Source organism: Saccharopolyspora sp. 6M (assembly GCF_020176775.1).
Lineage (GTDB): Bacteria > Actinomycetota > Actinomycetes > Mycobacteriales > Pseudonocardiaceae > Saccharopolyspora_C > Saccharopolyspora_C gregorii.
Genome location: NZ_JAIUJZ010000053.1, coordinates 16456 through 37362, shown reverse-complemented (window position 1 = coordinate 37362; position 20907 = coordinate 16456). Strand labels below are relative to the sequence as shown.

At 72.8% G+C, this 20907-nt stretch carries 10 protein-coding genes; 3 read left to right on the top strand and 7 right to left on the bottom strand.

Going from position 1 to position 20907, the window contains the following annotated elements; all coding sequences use genetic code 11:
* Positions 1–366 precede the first annotated feature (366 nt).
* Entirely contained in the window at positions 367–1545 is a 1179-nt protein-coding gene (locus LCD31_RS09310; protein ID WP_224957331.1) for a cytochrome P450, read from the top strand.
* Between the two features lie 36 nt (positions 1546–1581).
* Here LCD31_RS09310 and LCD31_RS09305 read toward each other — a convergent pair whose 3' ends face one another.
* The 5 genes from LCD31_RS09305 to LCD31_RS09285 are packed head-to-tail and all read right to left on the bottom strand — an operon-like array spanning position 1582 to position 16476.
* Positions 1582–2826, bottom strand: a complete 1245-nt coding sequence (locus LCD31_RS09305) for a cytochrome P450 (RefSeq protein ID WP_224957330.1) — start codon at positions 2824–2826, stop codon at positions 1582–1584.
* Positions 2823–3878: an NADP-dependent oxidoreductase gene (locus LCD31_RS29495; RefSeq protein WP_224957329.1), complete on the bottom strand. Its 1056-nt coding sequence runs from the start codon at positions 3876–3878 to the stop codon at positions 2823–2825. The genes LCD31_RS09305 and LCD31_RS29495 overlap by 4 nt, the downstream gene beginning before the upstream one ends.
* 1 nt (position 3879) lies before the next feature.
* On the bottom strand, positions 3880–5583 hold the full coding sequence (locus LCD31_RS09295; RefSeq protein WP_224957328.1) for an NAD(P)/FAD-dependent oxidoreductase: 1704 nt from the start codon (positions 5581–5583) through the stop codon (positions 3880–3882).
* On the bottom strand, positions 5580–7241 hold the full coding sequence (locus LCD31_RS09290) for an NAD(P)/FAD-dependent oxidoreductase (RefSeq protein WP_224957327.1): 1662 nt from the start codon (positions 7239–7241) through the stop codon (positions 5580–5582). Before LCD31_RS09290 ends, LCD31_RS09295 begins: the two co-directional genes overlap by 4 nt.
* The gene (locus LCD31_RS09285; protein WP_224957326.1) at positions 7231–16476 is read right to left on the bottom strand and encodes a non-ribosomal peptide synthetase/type I polyketide synthase; all 9246 of its coding nucleotides are present in this window, start codon (positions 16474–16476) and stop codon (positions 7231–7233) included. The genes LCD31_RS09290 and LCD31_RS09285 overlap by 11 nt, the downstream gene beginning before the upstream one ends.
* 617 nt (positions 16477–17093) lie before the next feature.
* Here LCD31_RS09285 and LCD31_RS09280 point away from each other — a divergent pair.
* Complete coding sequence (locus LCD31_RS09280; RefSeq protein WP_224957325.1) at positions 17094–17825, top strand: 1-acyl-sn-glycerol-3-phosphate acyltransferase; 732 nt, start codon at positions 17094–17096, stop codon at positions 17823–17825.
* A 4-nt stretch (positions 17826–17829) separates the two neighbouring features.
* Here LCD31_RS09280 and LCD31_RS09275 read toward each other — a convergent pair whose 3' ends face one another.
* The gene (locus LCD31_RS09275; protein WP_224957324.1) at positions 17830–18384 is read right to left on the bottom strand and encodes a hypothetical protein; all 555 of its coding nucleotides are present in this window, start codon (positions 18382–18384) and stop codon (positions 17830–17832) included.
* 179 nt (positions 18385–18563) lie between these two features.
* On the opposite strand from LCD31_RS09275, the gene LCD31_RS09270 reads away from it, so the two are divergent.
* Positions 18564–19133, top strand: coding sequence for a DUF4232 domain-containing protein (locus LCD31_RS09270; RefSeq protein WP_224957322.1), 570 nt, complete (start codon positions 18564–18566; stop codon positions 19131–19133).
* Between the two features lie 378 nt (positions 19134–19511).
* On the opposite strand, the gene LCD31_RS09265 is transcribed toward LCD31_RS09270, so the two are convergent.
* Complete coding sequence (locus tag LCD31_RS09265) at positions 19512–20801, bottom strand: cellulase family glycosylhydrolase (RefSeq protein WP_308011200.1); 1290 nt, start codon at positions 20799–20801, stop codon at positions 19512–19514.
* Positions 20802–20907: the final 106 nt, after the last annotated feature.

Here is a 20907-nt window from a genome sequence, read left to right as displayed (position 1 = left end):
GGGGCTAAGAGCGGGCGGTGGCGGAGGCCCGGCTGTGCGGGGGGGTGGGGGTGGGGTGTTGTGGTTGGTGTTTTTGTTTTGGTGTTGTTTGTGTTGTTGTGGCCGGTTTGTCCCGGGTTCGGGGGGGGGGGGGGGGGGGGGGGCCGCCCGCCCGGGGTGGCGTCGGCGCGCCCGCCGCTCGGCGCCCGGGCCCCGCCCTCCTGCCGCGCCCCGGCGGTGGTCCGGCACGCGAAACCCGGCAGCGGAAAGCGTTGCGCTGAACGGGTTTCGTCCGCCGCACGGACGGGTGGAGATCCCTGACTTCGCACCACCGTCCCGGAAGCATGGAGATCGTCTGCCCTCTCCGACCCCGACGAGGAGCCCGCCATGACCGGCACGCCGGTGCGCCACCCCACGACCCGCAGCCGCCCCTTCGATCCGCACGACGGGCTGCGGGAACTGCGCGCGGCGCAACCGCTGGCGCGGCTGCACCACTCCGACGGCAGGCTCGGCTGGCTGGTGACCAGCCACGAACTGGCCCGCGAGGTGCTCGTCGACCACCGCTTCAGCTCCAGCCTCGACGTGATGCGCGGCCCCGCCGACGGCGAGGACACCTTCGACGAGGTGCCGCCGGGCCTGTTCAGCGTGCTGCCCGCCGCCGAGCACGCGTGGTACCGGCGCAAGCTTGCCGCCGCGTTCGCCCCGCGCCGGGTGCAGCGGCTGGAGCCGCTGGTCGCCGACGTCGTCGAGCGGCGGCTCGACGCGGTGGAGGCCGCGGGCGGGCCCGTCGACCTGGTCGAGGTCTTCGCGAGCCCCGTCGCGTTCGAGGTGATCGGCACGCTGCTCGGCGCGCGGCTGGACCGGACCTCGGTGCGCGCCGCCACCGAATCGATGCTGGCGCTGGAGAACGACGCGGAGAGCACCGGGCGAGCGTGGGGACGGCTGTGGACCGAGCTGCACGAGCAGGTGCGCGCCAAGCGCGCCGCCCCCGGTGACGACCTGGTGAGCGCGCTGCTCGCCGACGAAGACCTCTCCGACGAGGAGATCGCCACGATGTGCTCGATGCTCATCACCGGCGGCGACGACACGACGGCGAACATGCTCGGCCTCGGCACCTACGCCCTGCTCGCGCACCCCGAGCAGCTCGCGGCGCTGCGCGCGGACCCGGCGATGATCGACACCGCGGTGGAGGAACTGCTGCGGTACCTGACGATCAACCAGTTCGGCGCCACCCGCACCGCACTGGAGGACGTCGACCTGCGCGGCAGCACCATCCGCGAAGGCGAACCGATCACGGTGTCGCTGTCGGCGGCCAACCGGGACCCGGAGCGGTTCCCGGAACCCGACCGGCTGGACCTCGGCCGGCCGGCCACCGGGCACCTCGCGTTCGGGCACGGCATTCACCACTGCTTGGGCGCGCAGCTCGCCCGGGTGGAGCTGCGGCTCGGGTTCTCCGGGCTGCTGCGGCGGTTCCCCGGACTGCGGTTGGCGGTGCCCGCCGCCGAGGTCGCGCGGCGCGAGGCCTCGGTCAACTACGGCGTGCACCGCCTCCCGGTGACGTGGTGATCAGGGGCGGGCCGCCCGCCCCGGTCCGGCGGGCGGTCAGGCCCCGTCCCAGGCGATCGGCAGCCGCAGCGGGCCGCGGGTGAACAGCCCCCGCTTCCACTCCACGTCCTGCTCGGAGGTGGCGAACCGCAATCCCGGCAGGCGCCGCAGCAAGGTGCGCAACGCGATCTGCAACTCCACCCGGGCCAGCTGCGCCCCGACGCAGAAGTGCGCGCCGTAGCCGAAACCGACGTGCGCGGACTCCTTCCGCGTCACGTCCAGCACGTCGGGGTCGTGGTACACCGACTCGTCCCGGTTCGCCGAGACCAGGCTCACCAGCACCGGTTCGCCCGCGCGCACCAGCACCCCGCCCACCTCGACGTCCTCGGTGGCGTAGCGCGGGAACGCCGCCATCGAGAACAGCGGGACGTAGCGCAGCAGCTCCTCCACGGTCGGCGCCACCAGTTCCGGGTCCGCGACCAGCCGGGCCGGCAGCTCGGGCCGGGCGAGCAGGGCGTACGTGAAGCTGGAGATCTGCGAGGCCGTCGTCTCGTGCCCGCCGACGAGGATCGCCACCGCCAGGGACAGCAGCTCGTCGTCGTTGAGCCTGCCGTCCACGTCGCGGGCGGTGACGAGGATGCTCATCAGGTCGTCCTTCGGCGCCTCGCGGCGCTGCACGATGAGCCTGCCCATGTACTCGCGCAGCTGCGTGGCGTAGGACCGGATCTGCTCCGGGGACAGCCTGCCGACGGACATGAACGCGTCCGACCAGGTCTGGAAGTCGTGCCGGTCCGCGTACGGCACGCCCAGCAGCTCGCATATCACGCCCGCCGGGAACGGCCGCGCGAAGTCCTCCGCGAGGTCGGCGGTGCGACCGCGTTCCAGCATGCCGTCGACGAGCTCGTCGGCGAGCCGCTGCACCCCGGGGCGCAGCTTCTCGATGCCGCGCACCGTGAAGGCGTGGCTGAGGATCTTGCGGATGCGGGTGTGCTCCGGTGGATCCAGGTACTGCAGGCTGCGGATGTGGCGGCCGATGGCGCCCTTCGGCCGGGTGCTGGGCTCGTCCCGGTCGAACGCGAGCGCCCGGCTGAACCGCGGGTCGCTGAGCACGAACTTCACGTCCGCGTAGCGGGTGGCCAGCCAGGCCGGTTCGCCGTAGGCGAGCTGCACCCGCGACACCGGGTCGTCGCGCCGCAGCTCCGCGTAGGACGGGTGGACCCCCAGCCGGTCCGGTTGGTCGAACGGGTAGCTCCGCGGGTTCCCGGCCGAGCCCGGTCGCGGGACGTCCTCCACGCTGTTCACAGTTCCACCAGCACCTTTCCCCGGTTGCCCGCGCTACCGCGGTACAGGCTGTCGTAGGCGTCCGGGATCGCGTCGATCCCGTGGTACGTGGTCTGGTCGTGGCGGAGCCGCCCACTGCGGACGAGCGGGCCGAGGTCGGCGCGCAGCGCGGCCCACTCCTGCTCGGTGTGCCATTCCAGCGAGTAGATGCCCCGGACCGTGGTGCGCGGGTACATCAGCAGCGGCAGCAGCCGCGGTCCGGTCTCCTCGCCACCGACCTGGTGCGCCCACTGCCAGCAGATCGCCACCCGGCTGCCGACGGTGAGCAGGGTGAACGCGGCGTCGGTGATCGCGCCGCCGAGGTTGTCGAAGTACCGGTCGATGCCGTCCGGCGCGGCGGTGGCGAGCTCGACGCGGACCTGTTCGGCGGGGGTGCCGTCCCGGTAGACCACGACCTCGTCGAAGCCGAGCCCTCGCAGGTACGGCACCTTCTCCGGCGAGGTGGTCGTGCCCACCACCCGCGCCCCGGCGAGCCCGGCGAGCTGGCCGACGAGCGCGCCCACACCACCGGAGGCACCGCTGACGAGCACCGTGTCGCCGGGCCGCACGTCGAGGAACTTCGTCACCGTCCCCCAGGCGGCCATGCCGGGTCCGCCGAAGACGCCGAGCGCGCTCGACAGCGGCAGCGCCTCGTCGTGGTGGGCCTGGTCGAGCCTGCGGAAGCCGGGCACCTGCAGCGGGAAGGCGCTCCGGAACACCGTGCCGCCGGCCCCGGTGCTGATGACGTGGCTGCGCCAGCCGCCCCAGCCCTGCACCAGCTCGCCCGGCTGGAAGCGGGCGCGGGGCCCGGCCTCCAGGACCTCCATGACCGAGTCGCCGCCCGCCGTCTCCCCGAGCGGCAGGTTCAGCGTGATCCCGTGCAAGTACGGGTCGAGGGAGACGTACCGGACGCGCAGCAGCATCTCCTCCGGCCGGAGCCGGACCTCGACGTCCTCGACCACCTTCTCGTACATCCGGTCGACCGCGGGCACGCCCTCCGCGTGCTCGCGGATGACCCATTTCTCGATCTTCACCTCAGGCTCCTCGCTTCGGGGCCGGCTCGGCCGCCGCGGCCTGCCGGGGGACGTCCGGTCCTACCGGGATGACCCGGTGGGTGGGCGGTGGTGCGGATTCGTCGATGTGCGCGGTGAACTCCTTGGCGTCGTCGCGGCACACGAAGTGCATGACCTGCCTGCCCGCGCCGACGGCCCGGATGAGGCCGCCGGTCGTGGCCCACACCCCGGACAGGTAGAAGTTCGCCAGCCCGGGCAGCCGCGGCCCGTGCTTCTTGATCGCCTCCTCCATGTCCTCGCCCCCGTCCACGAACGGCTGCCAGCCGAGGACGGTGCCGTCGTAGTTGCCGGTGTAGCGGACCTGGGTGAGCGGGGTGGAGATGTCGCGGGTGACCACGGCGTCCCGCAGCCCGGGGTGGCAGGTGTCGAGGTGGTCGACCAGCGCGTCCTTCACCTGGCGCTTCGCCGCGTAGTAGGCGGTGCCGCGGCGCACCGGGAGGGTGTGCACCTCGGTGCCGTGCCGGACCCGGGTCCGTTGTTCCGGCCCGGTGCTCAGCGCCCGCCACGGTTCGATGTCGCAGAAGTAGGTGGCGTACACGACCGCGCCGCCCGGCGGGGCCAGCTCCGGGTAGTGCTCGCTGCGGAACTGCACGTTGATGCTCGGGTGGCGCAGCCCGATCAGCTTCGACGCCACGTCCTCGTCGAGCAGGTGTGTGGTGCAGGGATCGACTTCGGGGAACGGCCGGTCCAGCCCGAGGAACAGCGCGAAGTACCCAGGGAAGATCATGCCGGGCTCGTCGATGGTCTTCTCGTAGAGCCGCCGGTGGTCGTCGGAGAGGTACCGGCCGCCGAGCAGTTCCATCGTGGTGGTGCGCCCGTCGCAGGCGGACACGATGATGTCGGCGCGGTGTTCGCTGCCGTCGCTGAGCCGCACCCCGACCGCGCGGTCGTCCTCCACCAGCACCTCGACGACCTTGGCGTTGTAGGTGATCCGGCCGCCGAGCCGGTGGTAGCGCTGCTCGATGGAGTCCGACAGCCCCTGCGAGCCGCCTTCCGGCACCCCGGCCGAGCGGTTGGCGTGCGAGGCGAGCTGGAAGTAGAACGGCAGCACCGGGAACGCCGGGTGCTTCTCGTAGAGGATGAAGTTGAACGCCTCCCGCAGCAGCGGATCCCGGAACTTCGCCGAGTAGTCCGTCATCAGGGTGGTGATGGAGGTGCGGATGACGTTGAGGTACGGCAGGAACGAGGCCAGCATCCGCCAGCGCTCGAACCGGCCCATCAGCCCGACCGGCTTGAGGAACGGGTAGACCGTGATCGCCTTCCGGAACTTGCGCAGGCCGTTGCAGAAGTGCCGGATCAGCCGCGCGTCCGCGGGAGACAGCTCGGTGAGGTGCGCCTGCAGCCGGTCCGGGTCGGAGTAGAAGTACACCGCCCGCCCGTCCCGCGCGCGCACCACGTTGAACACGTCGAAGTGCCGCATCTCCTTGCCCTGCAAGGCGCCGAGCTCCAGCCAGATCTGGTGCATCTCGTTGCCGGGCCCGTTGCCGAGCAGCCAGCTCACGCAGATGTCGAAGGTGAAGTCGCCCTTGTCCCACGCGGTGCAGCAGCCGCCGGGGATCTCGTGCATCTCGAAGATCCGCGAGCGGTAGCCGTTCATCTGGGCGTAGCAGCCGGTGGACAACCCGCCCAGCCCACCACCGATGATGATCATCGTTTCGCGGTTCACCGCGGTCCCCTCCTGTCGTGCCGAGTCGGATCCCGGTCCAGCAGCGGCAGTTCGCCGAGCATCTCGCGGTCCCACGGTTCCTGCTGATCGCTCTCCCACGCGCGGAACGGCACCCCGAGCTCCTGGCAGAGGAACTGCGCGGCGTGCCTGCCGGAGGAGGCCGCGCGGATCAGGCCACCACCGTCGACCCACTGCCCGGCCATTGAGAACCCGCGCAGGCCGGGCAACCGCATCCGGTCCCGGTCGACCAGCTGCGCCAGCAGGTCGTCGGCCGCCCCGAAGGATTTCCAGGCGAGGATGCTGCCCGCGAAGTTGCCGGTGTAGCGGTGTTGGGTGACGGGGGTGGCCACGTCCACCGACTCGACGCGGTCGTCGAGACCCGGGTAGCGGCGCTCCAGGAACGAACGGACGAAGGTGGCGACCCGCTCCTTGCGCGCCCGGTACTCCCGCCGGTTCGAGCGGCGCAGCTCCCGCCAGGAGGCGAAGTCCGTGAAGTACGTGCAGTGCAGCAGGGACTTGCCGGGCGGAGCGCACCCCGCCCAGTATTTCGACCGCAACTGCACCACGATGCTGCGCTGCGCCACCCCGGGCAGCGCCGCGCAGTCCTGTTCGGACAGCAGGTAGGTGGTGCTGTGCGGCGTGCCGGGCGGAAGTTCCCCGTCCACGCCGACGAACGCCGACAGGACTCCCGGGTACACCTCCTCCGACCGGTGCAGCAGATCCTCGTACAGGCGATCGACCGCGGGGCCGGTGTAACGGCCCTCCAGCATCCGGTAGATCGTGGTCGCCCCGTCGCAGGCCGACACGACGTGGTCGGCGTGGTGCCGGGTCCCGTCGCGCAGCTGCACCCCGACCGCACGGCCGCCCTCCACCAGGATCCGCTCCACCCTGGCCCGGTAGCGGATGTCCCCGCCGAGGTCGAGGTAGCGCCGCTCGACCGAGCGCGCCAGCCCGAGCGACCCGCCCTCGGGGAACCCCGCGTTGCCGTGGTGGGCCGCGGCCATGTTGAGCAGGTACGGCAGCAGCGGGAAACCGCCGTGGTCCTGGAAGAAGATGAACGGGAACGCCCGCCGCAGCAGCGGATCCCGCAGCCCGTCGGTGAAGCTCGGCATCCCGGCGGTCGCGGTGCGCCGGTACAGCATCGCGGCGGGCAGCGCCCGGGCCACGGCCGCCAGCTTCTCCCGCCGCGTCTGCAACGGCCCCGGGACCAGGTGGGGGAAGTCCGCCGCGGCCAGGAACCGGCGCAGGTACCGGCAGAACGAGCGAATCGGCCGGGCGTCCTCCGGCGAGATCTCCAGCAGGTGCCGCTGCAACCGGTCCGGGTCGTTGTAGAAGGTCACCTCCCTGCCGTCGGCACCGACGACCCGGTTGAACATCTCGAAGTTCGTGATGCTCTTGCCGTCCAATGCTCCGAGCTCCTGCCACACGCGGTGGGCGTCGTTGCCGGCCGCGGTGCCGGGCAGCCACTCGATGCAGTAGTCGAAGATGTAGCCGTCGCGGCCCCACGCGGTGCAGCAGCCGCCGGGCAGCACGTGCTTCTCGAACACCTGGGTGCGCAGACCGCTCATCCGCGCGTAGCAGGCGGTCGCCAGCCCGGCGATGCCGCCGCCGATGACGATGACGCTGGGGGCCCTGTCGGCGGGGTGCTCAGGCGACATCGGCGGCACCCCCGGCGAGGACCTCGCGCACCAGGTCCGCGTTCGCGCCGACGTGCTCGCGGTCGAGCATGTCCGCGTGCGCCCCGGATCCGCGCAGCACCTCGGCTCCGCGCCGCGAGCGGTCCTGCCAGCCGCCCTCCTCACCGGTGAGGTGGATCGGGAGGTTGTGCGGGTCGCTGAGCACCGTGATCGGCGCGTCCAGCACCGCGGTGTTCGGGGTGCGGCCGCAGAACTCCAGGTACTCCCGGGCCTGGTCGCGGGTCTCCTCGGCGACCACGTCGGTGCCGGTGTGCCTGCGCAGGTGTTCGGCTAGCTCCCGCTCGAACTCGGCGAGCTGTTCGTCGCCCACCTCGAACGGGGCCGAGATCCGGTAGGAGTCGACGATGATCACGCGGGCGACCCGCCTGCCCCGCCGCTCCAGCTCGCCCGCGACCTCGAAGGCCAGGTTCCCGCCCAGCGAGTAGCCCAGCAGCCGGCAGGCGCCCTCCGGCTGGAACGCCTCGACCAGGTCCGCGTAGCGGGCGATCTTGTCGTCCCCGCTGAGGTAGTTGAACCCGATCAGCTCGTGCTCGGCGAGTCTCCCGGCGAGCTGGCGGTACACCAGCCCGTGCCCGCCGACCGGCGGGAAGCAGCACAGCGGATCGCCGCGCCCCTCCCCGAACCGCACGTACGGCTGGGATCCCGGCAACCGCCCGGTGATCACGTGCTCGACGGTCTTGGCCATGCCGTGCAACGTCGTGGTCTTGAACAGCTCGCCGACCGCGACGGTGATGTCGAACTCGGCCTGCACGTGGTGGATCAGCTCGATCAGCTTGATGGAACTGCCGCCCAGCTCGAAGAAGTCGTCGTGCAGCCCGACCCGGTCCAGGCCGAGCAGGGCCTGCCAGTGCGCGGCCATCCGCTCCTCGAACAGCGTCGTGGTCGGTTCGTGGTCGTGGGTCCGCGCGGCCGACGGGGCGGGCAGCTCGTCGAGGTCGACCTTGCCGCTCGTCGTCAGCGGCAGCTCCGGCAGTTCCACCAGGTGCGCCGGGATCATGAACGTGGGCAGGTGCTCGGCCAGGTGGCGGCGCAGGCCGCGCCGGTCCAGCTCCGCGCCGTCGACCGGCACGCAGTAGGCGCACAGCGCGGTCTCCCCGCCGGAGTCCGGGCGCGCCACCACCACGACCCGCTTGAGCTGCGGCCAGGCGGCCAGGTGCGCTTCGACCTCACCGAGCTCGATTCGGTGCCCGCGCACCTTGATCTGCGAATCGGCCCGCCCCAACAGGTGCAGCACGCCCCGCTCGTCCCAGCGCGCCAGGTCACCGGTGCGGTAGCAGCGCACCGGCTCCCCGCCCGGGGACAGGGTGCGGAACCGCTCGGCGGTCTGCTCGGGGTCGCCCCGGTAGCCGGTGGCGACCGCGGCCCCGCCGAGCCACAGCTCCCCGGTGACGCCCGCGGGCACCGGCCGCTCGTGCTCGTCGAGCACGTAGCAGGTGGTGTTCGGCAGCGGCATGCCGATCGGCACCGGCTGCCCGGGTTCCATCCCGTCGGTGGACCCTTCGAAGCAGGTGCTGTCCACCGTGGCCTCGGTGACCCCGTAAGAGCTGATCAGCCGGGTGTCCGGGCCGCACAGCTCGCGCAGCCGCCGGTGCTCCTCGACCTTCCACACGTCGGAGCCGACGACCAGCACCCGCAGGAAGTCCAGCCGCGCGCCGCGGGATTCGCAGTGCTCCACCAGTCCGCGCACCACCGCGGGCACGAACTCGGCGCAGTCCACCCGTTCCCGGACCATCGTCCGGTGCAGCAGCGCGGTGTTGAACAGCAGGTCCCGGTCGACGAGCACCAGGGTGCCGCCGGTGCTCAACGCCCGCACCAGGTCGCCGGTGAACACGTCGAAGGCCGGGCTGGCGAGCTGCAGGTGCACCCGCACGTCCCCGCCGAGGCCGTACTCGCGCTGCCAGGACGCCTGCGCGGAAGCGAGGTTGCGGTGGCTGACCTGCACCGCCTTCGGCAGGCCGGTGGAGCCGGAGGTGCAGCAGACGTAGGCGGGCGAGTCGAGCGCGACCCGGACCTCCGCGCCCGCGGGCTCGCCGGCGCCCTCCGCCGCGAGTTCCGCCGGGGTCAGCAGCTCCGCCGCCGTCCCGAGCACCGCCCGCATCGGCTCGTCGGCGAGCACCACGCCCGCCCCGGACCGCCGCACCATCGCCGCGAGCCGATCCGGCGGGTGCCCCGGGTCCAGCGGCAGGTAGGCGGCGCCGGCGCGCAGCACCGCCAGCACCGAGGCGATCAGCTCCGGGCCCTTCCCCTGGCACAGCCCCACGATCGAGCCCTCGCCGACGTCGCGCGCCCGCAGCCCGCGCGCCAGCCGGCCGGACAGCTCGTCCAGTTCGGCGTAGCTCATCCGCCGGTCGGTCCCCGGGTGCGAGACCGCGATCGCGTCCGGGTGCTCGCGGGCGGCGGCGACCACCAGCTCGTGCACGGGTGCGCCGACGGCCGGTTCGCGGCCCGCGCCGCTCCACTCGCCGAGGATCCGGTCCCGCTCGGCCGCGTCGAGCATCGGCAGCTCCGCGATGCGCCGCGCGGGCGGTGCCGCGGTGAGCGCGTCGAGCAGCGCCGTGTAGTGCCCGGCCAGCCGCCGCATCGTCGCGGGCAGGAACAGGTCGGTGTTGTACTTGAACACGCAGTGGAAGCGCTGGTCGGCTTCGTCCTCGTACACCGACAGCGTCAGGTCGAACTGGCCCTCCTCCTCGGGCAACTCCACGTAGTCGAGCCGGTAGCCGTACTGCTCAGCGGAGACCTTGTGGTGCAGCAGGATGAACATCACCTGGAACACCGCCGAGCGGCTCGGGTCGTGCTGCAACCCGAGCTGCTCGACCAGCAGCACGAACGGGTACTCCTGGTTGTCCAGCCCGCCCAGCACGGCGGTGCGGACCCGGTCCAGCAGCTCGGCCACCGCCGGGTCGCCGCCGAGGTGCGCGTGCAGCGGCAGCGGGTTGACGAAGTAGCCGTACACCGAGCCGAACTCGGGCGCGGTGCGGCCGGTGACCGGGCTGCCGACGATGAGGTCGTCCTGGCCGGAGTACCGGTGCAGCAGCAGGTAGTAGGCGCTGAGCAGCACCACGAACGGGGTGACGTTGTGCTCCCGCGCCAGTTCGTGCACCCGGGCGCTGAGCTCGGTGTCCAGCGCGAAGAACTCCGAGGCCCCGTTGTGCGTCTGCACCAGCGGGCGCGGCTTGTCCGTCGGCAGGTTCAGCACCTCGATCCGCTCCGGCAGGTGGGAGCGCCAGTGCTCCAGCATCCGCCGAGCGTCGGGCCCGGCCAGGAACTCGTTCTGCCGGTTGAGGAAGTCCAGGTAGCTCGCGGCCACCGGCGGCAGCTCGACGGGTGCACCGCGCCGCAGTCCTTCGTACAGGGCCAGCAGTTCCTCGATGAAGGTGAACGTCGAGATCGCGTCCGAGATGATGTGGTGCACGGCCTTCACCAGCACCCAGCGGTCGGGCGCGCGCTGGAACAGGCGGAACCGGATCAGCGGATCGCGTTCGAGGTCGTAGGGCGCGCGGTAGGCCGCGACGATCCGCCGGTGCACCTCCTCCCAGAGCAGGCCGCGCACGTCGACGACCGCGAAGTCCGGCACCGCCTCCGGCGCGATCACCTGCACCGGTTCGCCGCGGTGCAGCAGGAAGTTGGCGCGCAGGCTCGAGTGCCGGGCCACCAGGGTGCCGAACGCCTCGGCCAGCAGCCGCGGGTCCAGTTCGGTGCGGACCTCGACGGCGCCGCCGATGTTGTAGGCGAAGCCGTCGGGGTGCAGCTGCTTGAGGAACCACAGCGCCTTCTGGTTCTGGGTGAGCGGGAAGCGGTGCTCGTCGCGGAAGACCTCCACGGCCGCCACCGCGCCCGCGTCCGCGCCCGCGGACTCCGCGAGCTCGTCGTGGACCTGCTGGACCAGTTCGCGCACCGGGGTGTTGCCGAGCAGCGCGACGACCGGCAGCGCCACGCCGAGCTCCGCCTGGATCTGCGCGCGCAGCTCCATCGCGAGCATCGAGTCCAGGCCGAGCGCGTTGAGCCCGTCCTGCCCGTCCACCGAGTCCGGCGGCACCTGCAGCACACCGGCGACCAGCGCCGTGAAGCGCTCGGTGAGCAGGTCGTGGCGCAGCGCGGGGTCGGCGGCGCGGAAGATGTCGAGGAACCCCGCGGTGTCGCCCGCGTCCCCGGCATCGGCGGCGGACGCGAGCTCGGCGACCAGCGGCGGCGCGACCGGGTACCAGGACAGGAAGGTGGGCCAGTCGACGACGGTGGCGACCACCAGCTGGGCGTGGCGCTGCCCGAGGACCCGCTCCAGCACCGCCATGCCGGCCTCGGGGGTCAGCGAGCTCATGCCGCGCGCGGTCCGGTAGTGCTCGACGAGGCCCTGCTCCTCGATCATGCCGGTGGCCCACGGACCCCAGTCGATGCTGAGCGCGGGCAGCCCGAGCGCGCGCCGGTGGTGGGCGAGCGCGTCGAGGAAGGCGTTGCCCGCCGCGTAGTTCGTCTGCCCCGCGGTGGTCAGCAGCGACGCGATCGAGGCGAACAGCACGAAGTGCTCCAGCGGCTCGTCCCGCAGGTGCCGGTGCAGCAGCAGCGAGCCGACGACCTTGGGGTCGTGCACCGCGCGGTAGGCCTCGCGGTCCAGGTCGGCCACCAGCGCGTCGCGCAGGTTCCCGGCGAGGTGGAACACCCCGCGGATCGGCTGCGGTGCACCGCGCCGGTGCTCGGCGAGCCAGGTGGTCAGCGCGGTCTCGTCCGTGATGTCGAGGCCGACGACCTCGGGGTGCGCGCCGAACGCTTCCAGTTCGCGGACGAAGCGGACGCGGCCGCCCACCGGGGAGTCCGGGTGTTGGTTCCCCCACTCGACGCGCTCGGGCACCCCGGAGCGGCTGATCAGCACCAGCCGGCGCGCGCCCCGCTTGACCAGGGTGCGGCACAGCAACCGGCCGAGGGCGCCGAACGCGCCGGTGACCAGGTAGGTGCCGTCCGGTCGCAGCACGGGCGGCAGCGGCGTCGACAGGTCCTGCGCGGGGCGCAGCCGGGCGGTGCGGAACGTGCTGCCGCGCACCGCGATCTCGTCCTCGTCGGGCGCGGCGACGGCGCGCAGCACGTCCGCGGCGTCCGCCGCGGAGTCGGCGCGGCCCGGGTCGAGGTCGATCAGCTTGCCGCGGTTGCGCACCGCCTCCTGCTGGCGCAGCACGCGGCCGACGCCCCACGCCGGGGCGCCCAGCGGGGCGACCACGTCCCCGGGGACGACGGCCTGCGCTCCTCTGGTCACCACGTGCAGCTCCGCCGCGCGGTGCCGCTGCTGCAGCACGTCGGCGAGCGCGATGAGCGAGTAGCCGCCGAGCTCGGCCTGCGCGTCGATCTCGGCGCGGCCCAGCGCGTCGATCGGCGCCGGATCCAGGTTCCACAGGTGCAGCACGTGGTCGGGGCCGTCCGCGCCGAGTTCGTCGAGCAACCGCCCCAGGTCGGCGCGGTCCCCTGGCCGCAGCTCGGATTCCGCGTCCCCGCGCCGGTACCGCGGCCCGGGACGCACCAGGTGGCAGCTGCCGCCGCCCGCGGTGATGCGGGCGGCGAGCGCGGCGCCGACGCCGCCCCGGTCGGCGAGCACCAGCCAGCGGCCGCTCGCACCGTCCGCTTCCACCGCAGGCAGCGGCTGCCACACCGGTTCGACCAGCCAGTTGTCGATGGTGCGGCGGGCCAGCGAGCCCGCCCGCTCCACCTCGCCCGCGCGGAAGCCGTCGATGCGGCCCAGCGGGGTGCCGTCCTCGGCGAACAGCGCGAGCCGCCCGACGAGTTCGCCGCCGTCGCGCGCGGTGATCCGCGCGTGCACCCAGATCGGCCGGTCCCCGACCGGGTCGAGCCGCAGCTCCGCCAGCGACAGCGGCAGCCGGATCCCGGTGCCGCCGCTGCCGTCGCGCAGCACTTCGGGCACCAGCAAGGTCTGGAAGCAGGCGTCCAGCAGCACGGGGTGCGCGTGGTGCTCGGCCGCGTCGCGGGCCTGCGCGGTGGGCACGATCCGGGCCAGCGCTTCGTCATCGCCGAGCCACACCTGCTCGATCGCCCGGAACGCGGGGCCGTACTGGTAGCCGGCCGCGTCCAGCGCCGCGTAGCAGGACTCCCGGTCCAGGCGGCGCCGGTCGGCGCCGCGCAGCGCGGACCAGTCCGGGACGTCGCCGAGCCCGTCACCGCCGATACCGGCGGAGCCGCTCGCGTGCACCGCGCGCCGCTCGTCGCCGCCCGGGGTCGCGATGGTGAACCGGGCGTCCTCCCCGGACAGCGCGAGCTGGACCTTGCCCACCTCGCCGTCGGCGACGAACAGCGCCCGGCGGAACTCCAGGTCGCGCAGCAGCACCCGGTCGTCGCCGGTGAGGGCGCGGACGGCTTGCGCGGCCATCTCGACGTACCCGGCGGCGGGGAACACGACGGTCCCCTGGATGCGGTGGTCGGCCAGGTACGGCGACCGTTCGAGGTCGAGCGCGAGTTCCCACCCCGGCTCGGCGGTGGCCAGGCGCCTGCCGAGCAGCGGGTGGTCGACCCGCCCGAGCCGGATCTGCGCGACCGCGTCGGGTTCGGTCCAGTAGCGGTCCCGCGCCCACGGGTACGGCGGCAGCGCGACGACCCGCCCGGCCGGGTGCAGCGGGGCCCAGTCGACCTCGGCGCCCCTGGCGTGCAGCGCGGCGAGCGAGGTGAGCATGCCTTCGACCTCGTCCTCGCGGCGCCGGAGCGACGGCAGCACGATGCCCTCGGCCCCGGCGTCCGCCAGGCATTCCCGGATCGGGTGGGCGAGCACCGGGTGCGGGCCGATCTCCAGGAAGGTGCGGTGCCCATCGGCGATCAGCCGGTCGACGGCGGCGCGGAAGCGGACGGGTTCGCGGACGTTGCGCCACCAGTACTCGGCGTCCAGCTCGGGCCCGCGCGCCCGGTCCTCCGTCGCGGTCAGGTGCAGCGGGACGCGCGCCCCCTGCGGGCGGATCCCGGCCAGCGCGGCCAGCAGCTCGTCCTTGATCGGGTCCATCCGCGCGCTGTGGTACGGCACCCGGACGTCCAGCTGCCGGGCGAAGACGTGCTCGGCCTCCAGTTCGGCGGCGAGCGCGCGCAGCTCCTCCTCGTCCCCGGCCAGCGTGATCGCGGCCGGGCCGTTGACCGCGGCCACCGAGACGCGGTCGCCGCGGCCCCGCAGCCGCTCCAGCGCCGCGTCCTCGTCGAGCGCGACCGCGAGCATCGTCCCGGTGCCGGTGAGCCGCTGCTGCAGCCTGCTGCGGTGGATCGCGATGGTGGTGGCGTCCCGCAGCGAGTACACCCCGGCTTCGTGGAAGGCGGCGATCTCGCCGGTGCTGTGCCCGACGATCGCGTCCGGGCGCACCCCGCGGTGCCGCCACAGCGCGGCCAGCCCGACCTGCACGGCGAAGTTCGCGGGCTGGGCCAGCCAGGTCTCCCCCATCCGCGTTTCCGCTTGCGGCGCGCGGAGTTCGTCGACGAGCGACCACCCGGCGAGGTCGCGGATCTCGGCGTGGCAGCGTTCCACGGCCTCCCGGTACACCGGTTCGGCCTCGAACAGCTCCCGCCCCATCGCCCACCACTGCGGGCCCATGCCGCTGAACGCCCACACCGTTGCGCCGCCGTCCCGGCAGCGGTCGGCGACCACCCGGGGGTCCGCTTCGCCGCGCAGGTGCGCGTCCAGCCGTTCGCGCAGCGAGTCCGCGGACGAGTACACGACGTCGAGCCGGGCCGCGTGGTGCTGGCGGCGCCGCGCGAGGGTGTAGCCGAGGTCGCGCAGCCCGGTCTCGTCGACGCCGTCCAGCTCGGCGCGGACCGCCTCGACGCGCCGCCGCAGCGCGTCCTCGTCGCGGGCGCTGATCGGCAGCACGCTCGGGGCCGTGGGCTCGTCCGCGACCGGCGCCCGCGCGGGGGCCTCCTCGACGAGGACGTGCGCGTTGGTGCCGCCGAAGCCGAACGAGTTGACCCCGGCGCGGGCGGGGCCCTCGTGCGCGGGCCAGCCGGTCAGCTCCAGCGGGATCCGGTACGGCAGCGCCGCAAGGTCGATCGCCGGGTTGAGCTCGTTCAGGTTGATGTGCGGCGGGATCCGGCCCGCGCGCACCGCCAGCGCCACCTTGATCAGGCCGACGACCCCGGCGGCGGCCTCGGTGTGCCCGATGTTCGTCTTCACCGAACCCACGTAGCGCTCGTCGCCGTCCCGGTGCCCGTGCGCGAGGGCGCGCCCGAGCGCGTTCGCCTCGATGGGGTCGCCGACGGCGGTCGAGGTGCCGTGCGCCTCCACGTACTGCAGGTCGCCGGGCAGCAGGCCCGCTTCGGCGCAGACCCGTTCGACGAGTTCCGCCTGCCGGTCCCCGTCGGGCACGGTGATGCCGCCGGTGCGGCCGTCCTGGTTCACGCCGGATCCGGTGATGAGCGCGTAGATCGGGTCGCCGTCCCGCTCGGCGTCGGCGAGCCGCTTGAGCACCACCGCGGCCACGCCTTCGGAGCGCACGTACCCGTCGGCGGCGGCGTCGAAGGTGCGGGACAGCCCTTCGGGGGACAGGAAGCCGCCGCGGGTCTCGCTGATCGTGTACTGCGGGGCCAGCTGCAGCGAGGTGCCGCCGACCACCGCGAGCTCGCTCTCCCCGCTGCGCAGGCTGCGGCAGGCCAGGTGCGCGGACACCAGCGAGGAGCTGCACGCGGTGTCGATCGAGACGCTGGGGCCGCGGAAGTCGAAGCAGTGCGAGATGCGGTTCGACACCATCGTCATCATCGTGCCGGTGGCGGTGTGCGCGGCGAGGGTGCCGAAGTCCAGGTCACCGAACTGCAGGATCTTGTAGTCGAGGGTGAAGGCGCCGATGAAGACGCCGACGTCGGTGCCCGCGAGGTCGGCCGGGCGCTGGCCGCCGTCCTCCAGCGCCTCCCAGGTGACCTCCAGCAGCTTGCGCTGCTGCGGGTCCATGTGCGCGGCCTCGCGCGGGCTGATGCCGAAGAAGGCGGGGTCGAACTCGTCGAAGCCGTCGACGTAGCCGCCGCGGCCGCCGACCAGGCGGCCGGCCTTGGCGGGATCGCCGCTGCGCAGCGTGCCGATGTCGTAGCGATCGGGTGGTGTGGGCGTGAGGCAGTCCCTGCCCGCGGCCAGGTTCCGCCAGAACGCCCCGGGGGTGCTCGCCCCGCCGGGTAACCGGCAGCCGATCCCGATGATCGCGATCTTGTCCTCGTGCGGCGGGGTGCTGGATTCGGTGCCCATCGGATCCTCGTGTCCTCGCGACCATCGACGTCAGTTCGGGTAAGTGGCACCCGCCGGTGATATCCGCAACCGGCGCCGCCGAATCGAGGCTAGGAACCGACAATGGTGCGAGCTACCCGTTCCCCGCGCCCCCACCCGACCGGGTATTCCTTTTGCTCCGACCGGGGTTCCCGAACGAATGATCTTCATCGGCATCCGGGCGAATTCGCGAAATTCCGTGGACGGAACCGCCGCGGTCGGCATCGTGCTCCGGCTCCCGATTCCGTTGGTGCAGCAGGGATTCCGACACCAACAAGTGATCCACTTCACTCCTCCCCGGCACCCGCGGGCGCGCCGGGAAATACCGACATACCTAAGAAGAACATTGCTCCCGGCAATTACCCGAAGGAATCGGCACAAAACCGAGCATTCCTCGATCCGCGCGAAGTTCCGGCAGTGCGGGAACTCGTGGCGACCGCGGAAGAACCACGAGGCCCGCGAGAACTCGGCCAGCGAATCCGAGGACGCGTTCTCCCGGCCCGCGCCCCCGCGCGATCGGGAACCGGCCCGGCCGGCCCGGGTGTGACGGCGGCCGCAGCCGGGCGCGGGTCGAACCTACGCCTGCGTAACCTGGCGCGATGGCCGAGATCGTGTACCCGCCCGTAGTGCTGGCGGCGAAGACCATGTTCCGCGTGCTGGACAACCGGCTGCGCGTGACGGGAACCGAGCACATCCCGCGCACCGGTGGAGCGGTGATCGCCTGCAACCACGTCAGCTACCTGGACTTCATCTTCTGCGGGCTCGGCGCGCAGCCGTCCCGGCGGCTGGTGCGGTTCATGGCGAAGAAGCAGATCTTCGACCACGGGATCGCCGGTCCGCTCATGCGCGGCATGCACCACATCCCGGTGGACCGGTCCGCCGGCCGGGCCTCCTACGACGAGGCGGTCGCGCGGCTGCGCGCGGGCGAGGTCGTCGGGGTGTTCCCCGAGGCGACCATCAGCCGCTCGTTCACCGTCAAGCCGATCAAGTCCGGCGCGGTGCGGATGGCCGCCGACGCGGGCGTCCCGGTGCTGCCCATGTCGCTGTGGGGCACGCAGCGGCTGTGGACGAAGGGCAGGCCGCGCACCCTCACCAAGCGGCACGTCCCGATCCACATCCACGCGGGCGAACCGTTCCACCCCGGCCCGGACGACGATCCCGAGGTGCTGAGCGAGGAGCTGCGCGCCCACATGTCCGCGATCCTCGACGACCTGCAGACCGGCTACCCCGACGGTCCCGCCGGTGAGGACGACCGCTGGTGGCTCCCGGCCCACCTGGGCGGCACCGCTCCCACCCCGGAGGAGGCCGCCGCGCTCGACGACGAGCGGTGAGGTGTCAGCGCGGGTCGACGTCGCCGAGCCAGGCCAGGACGTCCGCGCGCAGGTCGTCCAGCGGGCGTTCGCCGGACAGCCGCAGGACGGGGCGGTGCAGCCCGGCCAGCCAGGCCTCGTCCGCGCTGCGGCGGCCGGGCACGTCGGTGTCGTCGTAGTCGCCCGCCCAGGAGAGGAAATCGTGGTGCGCGGCCGCCAGGCTGCCGCCCGCGGCGACGGCCGTGCCGTAGCGGACGACGTCGCGCCGCCGCAGCCGTTCGAGCCGGACGTCGGTCTCGGCGGTGAGGAACACGACGGCGTCCACGTCGGCGATCACCTCGTCGCCCCATCCCCGCAGCGTGCCCGACAGGACCCACGCGGGCCGGGGCACGAACAGCGACCGCATCAGCGGAACCCGTTCCGCCACCGGGCGCTTGTCGGTGTACGGCGGCGAGGTGGGCAGCCACAGGTAGTCGTCGACGTCGGCGTGCGGCACCGCCCAGGCGACGGCCAGCGCGCGTCCCAAGGTCGTGCTGCCGACGCCGGTCGCCCCGGTCACCAGCACTCGTCGTCCCGGCATCCGCTCCCCCTCCGCTCATGGTCAGCGCACCACGGTAGCCGGGCCGCGATCGACTGTTCGGTCCGCACCGCGAGGGCGGCGCGCGGCTCGTCGATCACGCGGGGGCAACCCGCCGCGCTCCCCGGCGTCCCACTAGTAGCGGGCGGGAGCACGGGTTCCCGCGAAGAGAGGAGCACGACATGCTGCGGACCACCCTGGGGGCGCTGGCGCTGGCGGGCACGGCGCTGGCGGTGACGGCGTGCGGAGCAGGTGCCCAGGCGGGCCAGTCGGCGCTCGGCGCGCAGTCGGCCGCCGGGGCCGATGCGGCGCGCACCGCATCGGCCGACACCCCGCGCTGCGGTACCGGTGATCTGGACGCCAGGTTCGGCGGGGTCCTCGACGACGGCTCCGGGCAGCTGCGCATCCAGCTGGAGTACACGAACGCCTCCGACCACGAGTGCATCCTGCGCGGCGCGCCGGGCGTCGACCTCGCCGGCCCGGACGACCCGGTGCACGGGCCCACCTATTCGGTGCCGCGGGTGGACGACGGGGATCCCGGGTACCTGCTGACGGCCGGCGAGCGGGGCATCGCGGAGCTGACGGTGCTCCCGGACCGCAGCCCCGAGGCGTGGCGGCCCACCGAACTGGTCACCATCCCGCCGGGTCAGGAGGACCCGCTGCACATCCCGTGGTCGCACGACTTCGGCGTGCTGCGCCAGGACGGCGCCACCCACCCTGGCACCTACGTGCACGAGTTCAAGCCGTTCTGACCGGACGAGCGGGCCGGTGGACGGTCCGCTCCCGCAACGGGATTCGCGCAGTCCACGAAGGACGAGAGGTGACCGCGCACCCCACCGAGGAACGATGATCCGGCCGGTCCCGCGCGGGGAGGCGCGGGACCCACCCGGACTGTCGACGTCCCCACGACCCCACCCGACGGTCTGCCCTTCTCCTATCAGCGGCGAAGCCGCTGAGCCGCCGACCACCCGAGCAACGGCACCACCCGCGGGTTCTCAGCCGCTTTCTCGTGAGGACAGCTTTTTCCCTCGTGGCGGAGCCACTCGGGAAAAAGATCCCGCAGCGAGAAAGCGGCTGAGGTTCCGCCACCCGACCACAGATCAACCGAACCCCAACGTGCGAGGAAGAACTCAGTCGGCGGTCAGGCGGTGCCAGGCATCGGCCCGCCAGTCGCCGTCGTCGACGGAGATCCGGTCACCGGCCGAATCCCACTGCACCAGGCCCCAGCCGTCGGACTCGCCGCCCTCCTGCCAGCCGACCAGCGGCCAGTAGGCGAAGTTCGCGTGCTCGGCCACCAGGAAGTCGGTGAAGTTCTCGAACCACTCGCGGGCCTTCGCGTCCTGCTCACCGCGACCGACTCCGAACTCGCTGATCCACAGCGGCGCGGTGTAGGGCTTGCCGTCCTCGGTGACGAAGAACGCCTGCCTGCGCAGCACGTCGTAGAGCTCCTCGCGCGACATGTCCTGGTAGCGCGGGTCGTGCGTCTCGCCGGTGCCGGTGGCGCCGCTGTGGTTCGGCCCGGTGTAGCCGTAGAAGTGCGCCGAGTAGACGAGCTTGTCCGGCTTCACCAGCTGCTGCGGCAGTTCGCGCACCGGTTCCAGGGTGGGCCGTTCGTGCGGCAGGCCTTCCACCGGGAGCCCGGTCCAGTTGATGCCCTCGATGATGATGAGCAGGTTCGGGTTGGCCTCGTTGAGGATCCGGTCCCCGGCGCGCTGCGAGGCGGCGAACCAGTCGTGCTCGTCGCCGAGACCCCAGTTCGGGTCGTCGAAGACGTCCCGGCGCACCTCGTTGTAGAGGTCGGCGCCGACCACCCGCTCGTTGTCGGCGTAGCGCGCGGCCATGAACGCCCAGTCGTCCTCCCACTCCTGGTCGCTCTGGCTGCTGTTCCACCGCTCGTTGCCGTCGACGCCGCAGCACCAGCGGGAGGTGCCGGTGTGGTTGTTGAGGATCACGGCGAGCCCGCTGCCGGTCAGCGCGCGCACGGCCGCGTCGTAGATCTCCAGCCGCGTCTTGCCGCGCAGCTCCGGGTTCGCGGTGACCGCCTCGTCGGGCACGGTGGCCTCGTCGTCGATCATGTCGTTGGAGAACGGCAGCCGGATGCTGTTGATGCCGAGCTCGTGGAAGCTGCCGACGATGTCGTCCATCGAGGCGCGGTCCAGGCCGAGCGGGATGCCGTGGGAGTGCTCGCCGTCGTGGTGGTTCGCGGGGTCGTCGACGTCCCCGCTGCCGTTCCAGGTGCCGCTGGCGCCGTGCCAGTTCCCGGACTTCAGCTGGAAGTCGTTGCCGTCGGCGTCGACGATGCGGCTGCCCTCGGTGTGCAGCGGCCCCGTCCAGGAGGCGTCGGCCCGCTCGGACGCGGCCGCGGTGGCGGGCACCAGCAGCGAGGCTGCCAGCACGGCGACGAGGACTCTGGCGATCACGCGGACATCTCCACTGGTCGGCTCCCCGGAAGTCGGTCGATCCGGAGATCGACGGTGGCCGACCCATCCTCGCAGCGATCACCGCACCCGGATGATCGGGAAATCC

Excerpts from the sequence above, each read along its gene's own strand:
- LCD31_RS09310 (WP_224957331.1), top strand. The coding sequence starts at position 367 with ATGACCGGCACGCCGGTGCGCCACCCCACGACCCGCAGCCGCCCCTTC.
- LCD31_RS09290 (WP_224957327.1), bottom strand. The coding sequence starts at position 7,241 with ATGTCGCCTGAGCACCCCGCCGACAGGGCCCCCAGCGTCATCGTCATC.
- LCD31_RS09285 (WP_224957326.1), bottom strand. The coding sequence starts at position 16,476 with ATGGGCACCGAATCCAGCACCCCGCCGCACGAGGACAAGATCGCGATC.
- LCD31_RS09280 (WP_224957325.1), top strand. The coding sequence starts at position 17,094 with ATGGCCGAGATCGTGTACCCGCCCGTAGTGCTGGCGGCGAAGACCATG.
- LCD31_RS09275 (WP_224957324.1), bottom strand. The coding sequence starts at position 18,384 with ATGCCGGGACGACGAGTGCTGGTGACCGGGGCGACCGGCGTCGGCAGC.
- LCD31_RS09270 (WP_224957322.1), top strand. The coding sequence starts at position 18,564 with ATGCTGCGGACCACCCTGGGGGCGCTGGCGCTGGCGGGCACGGCGCTG.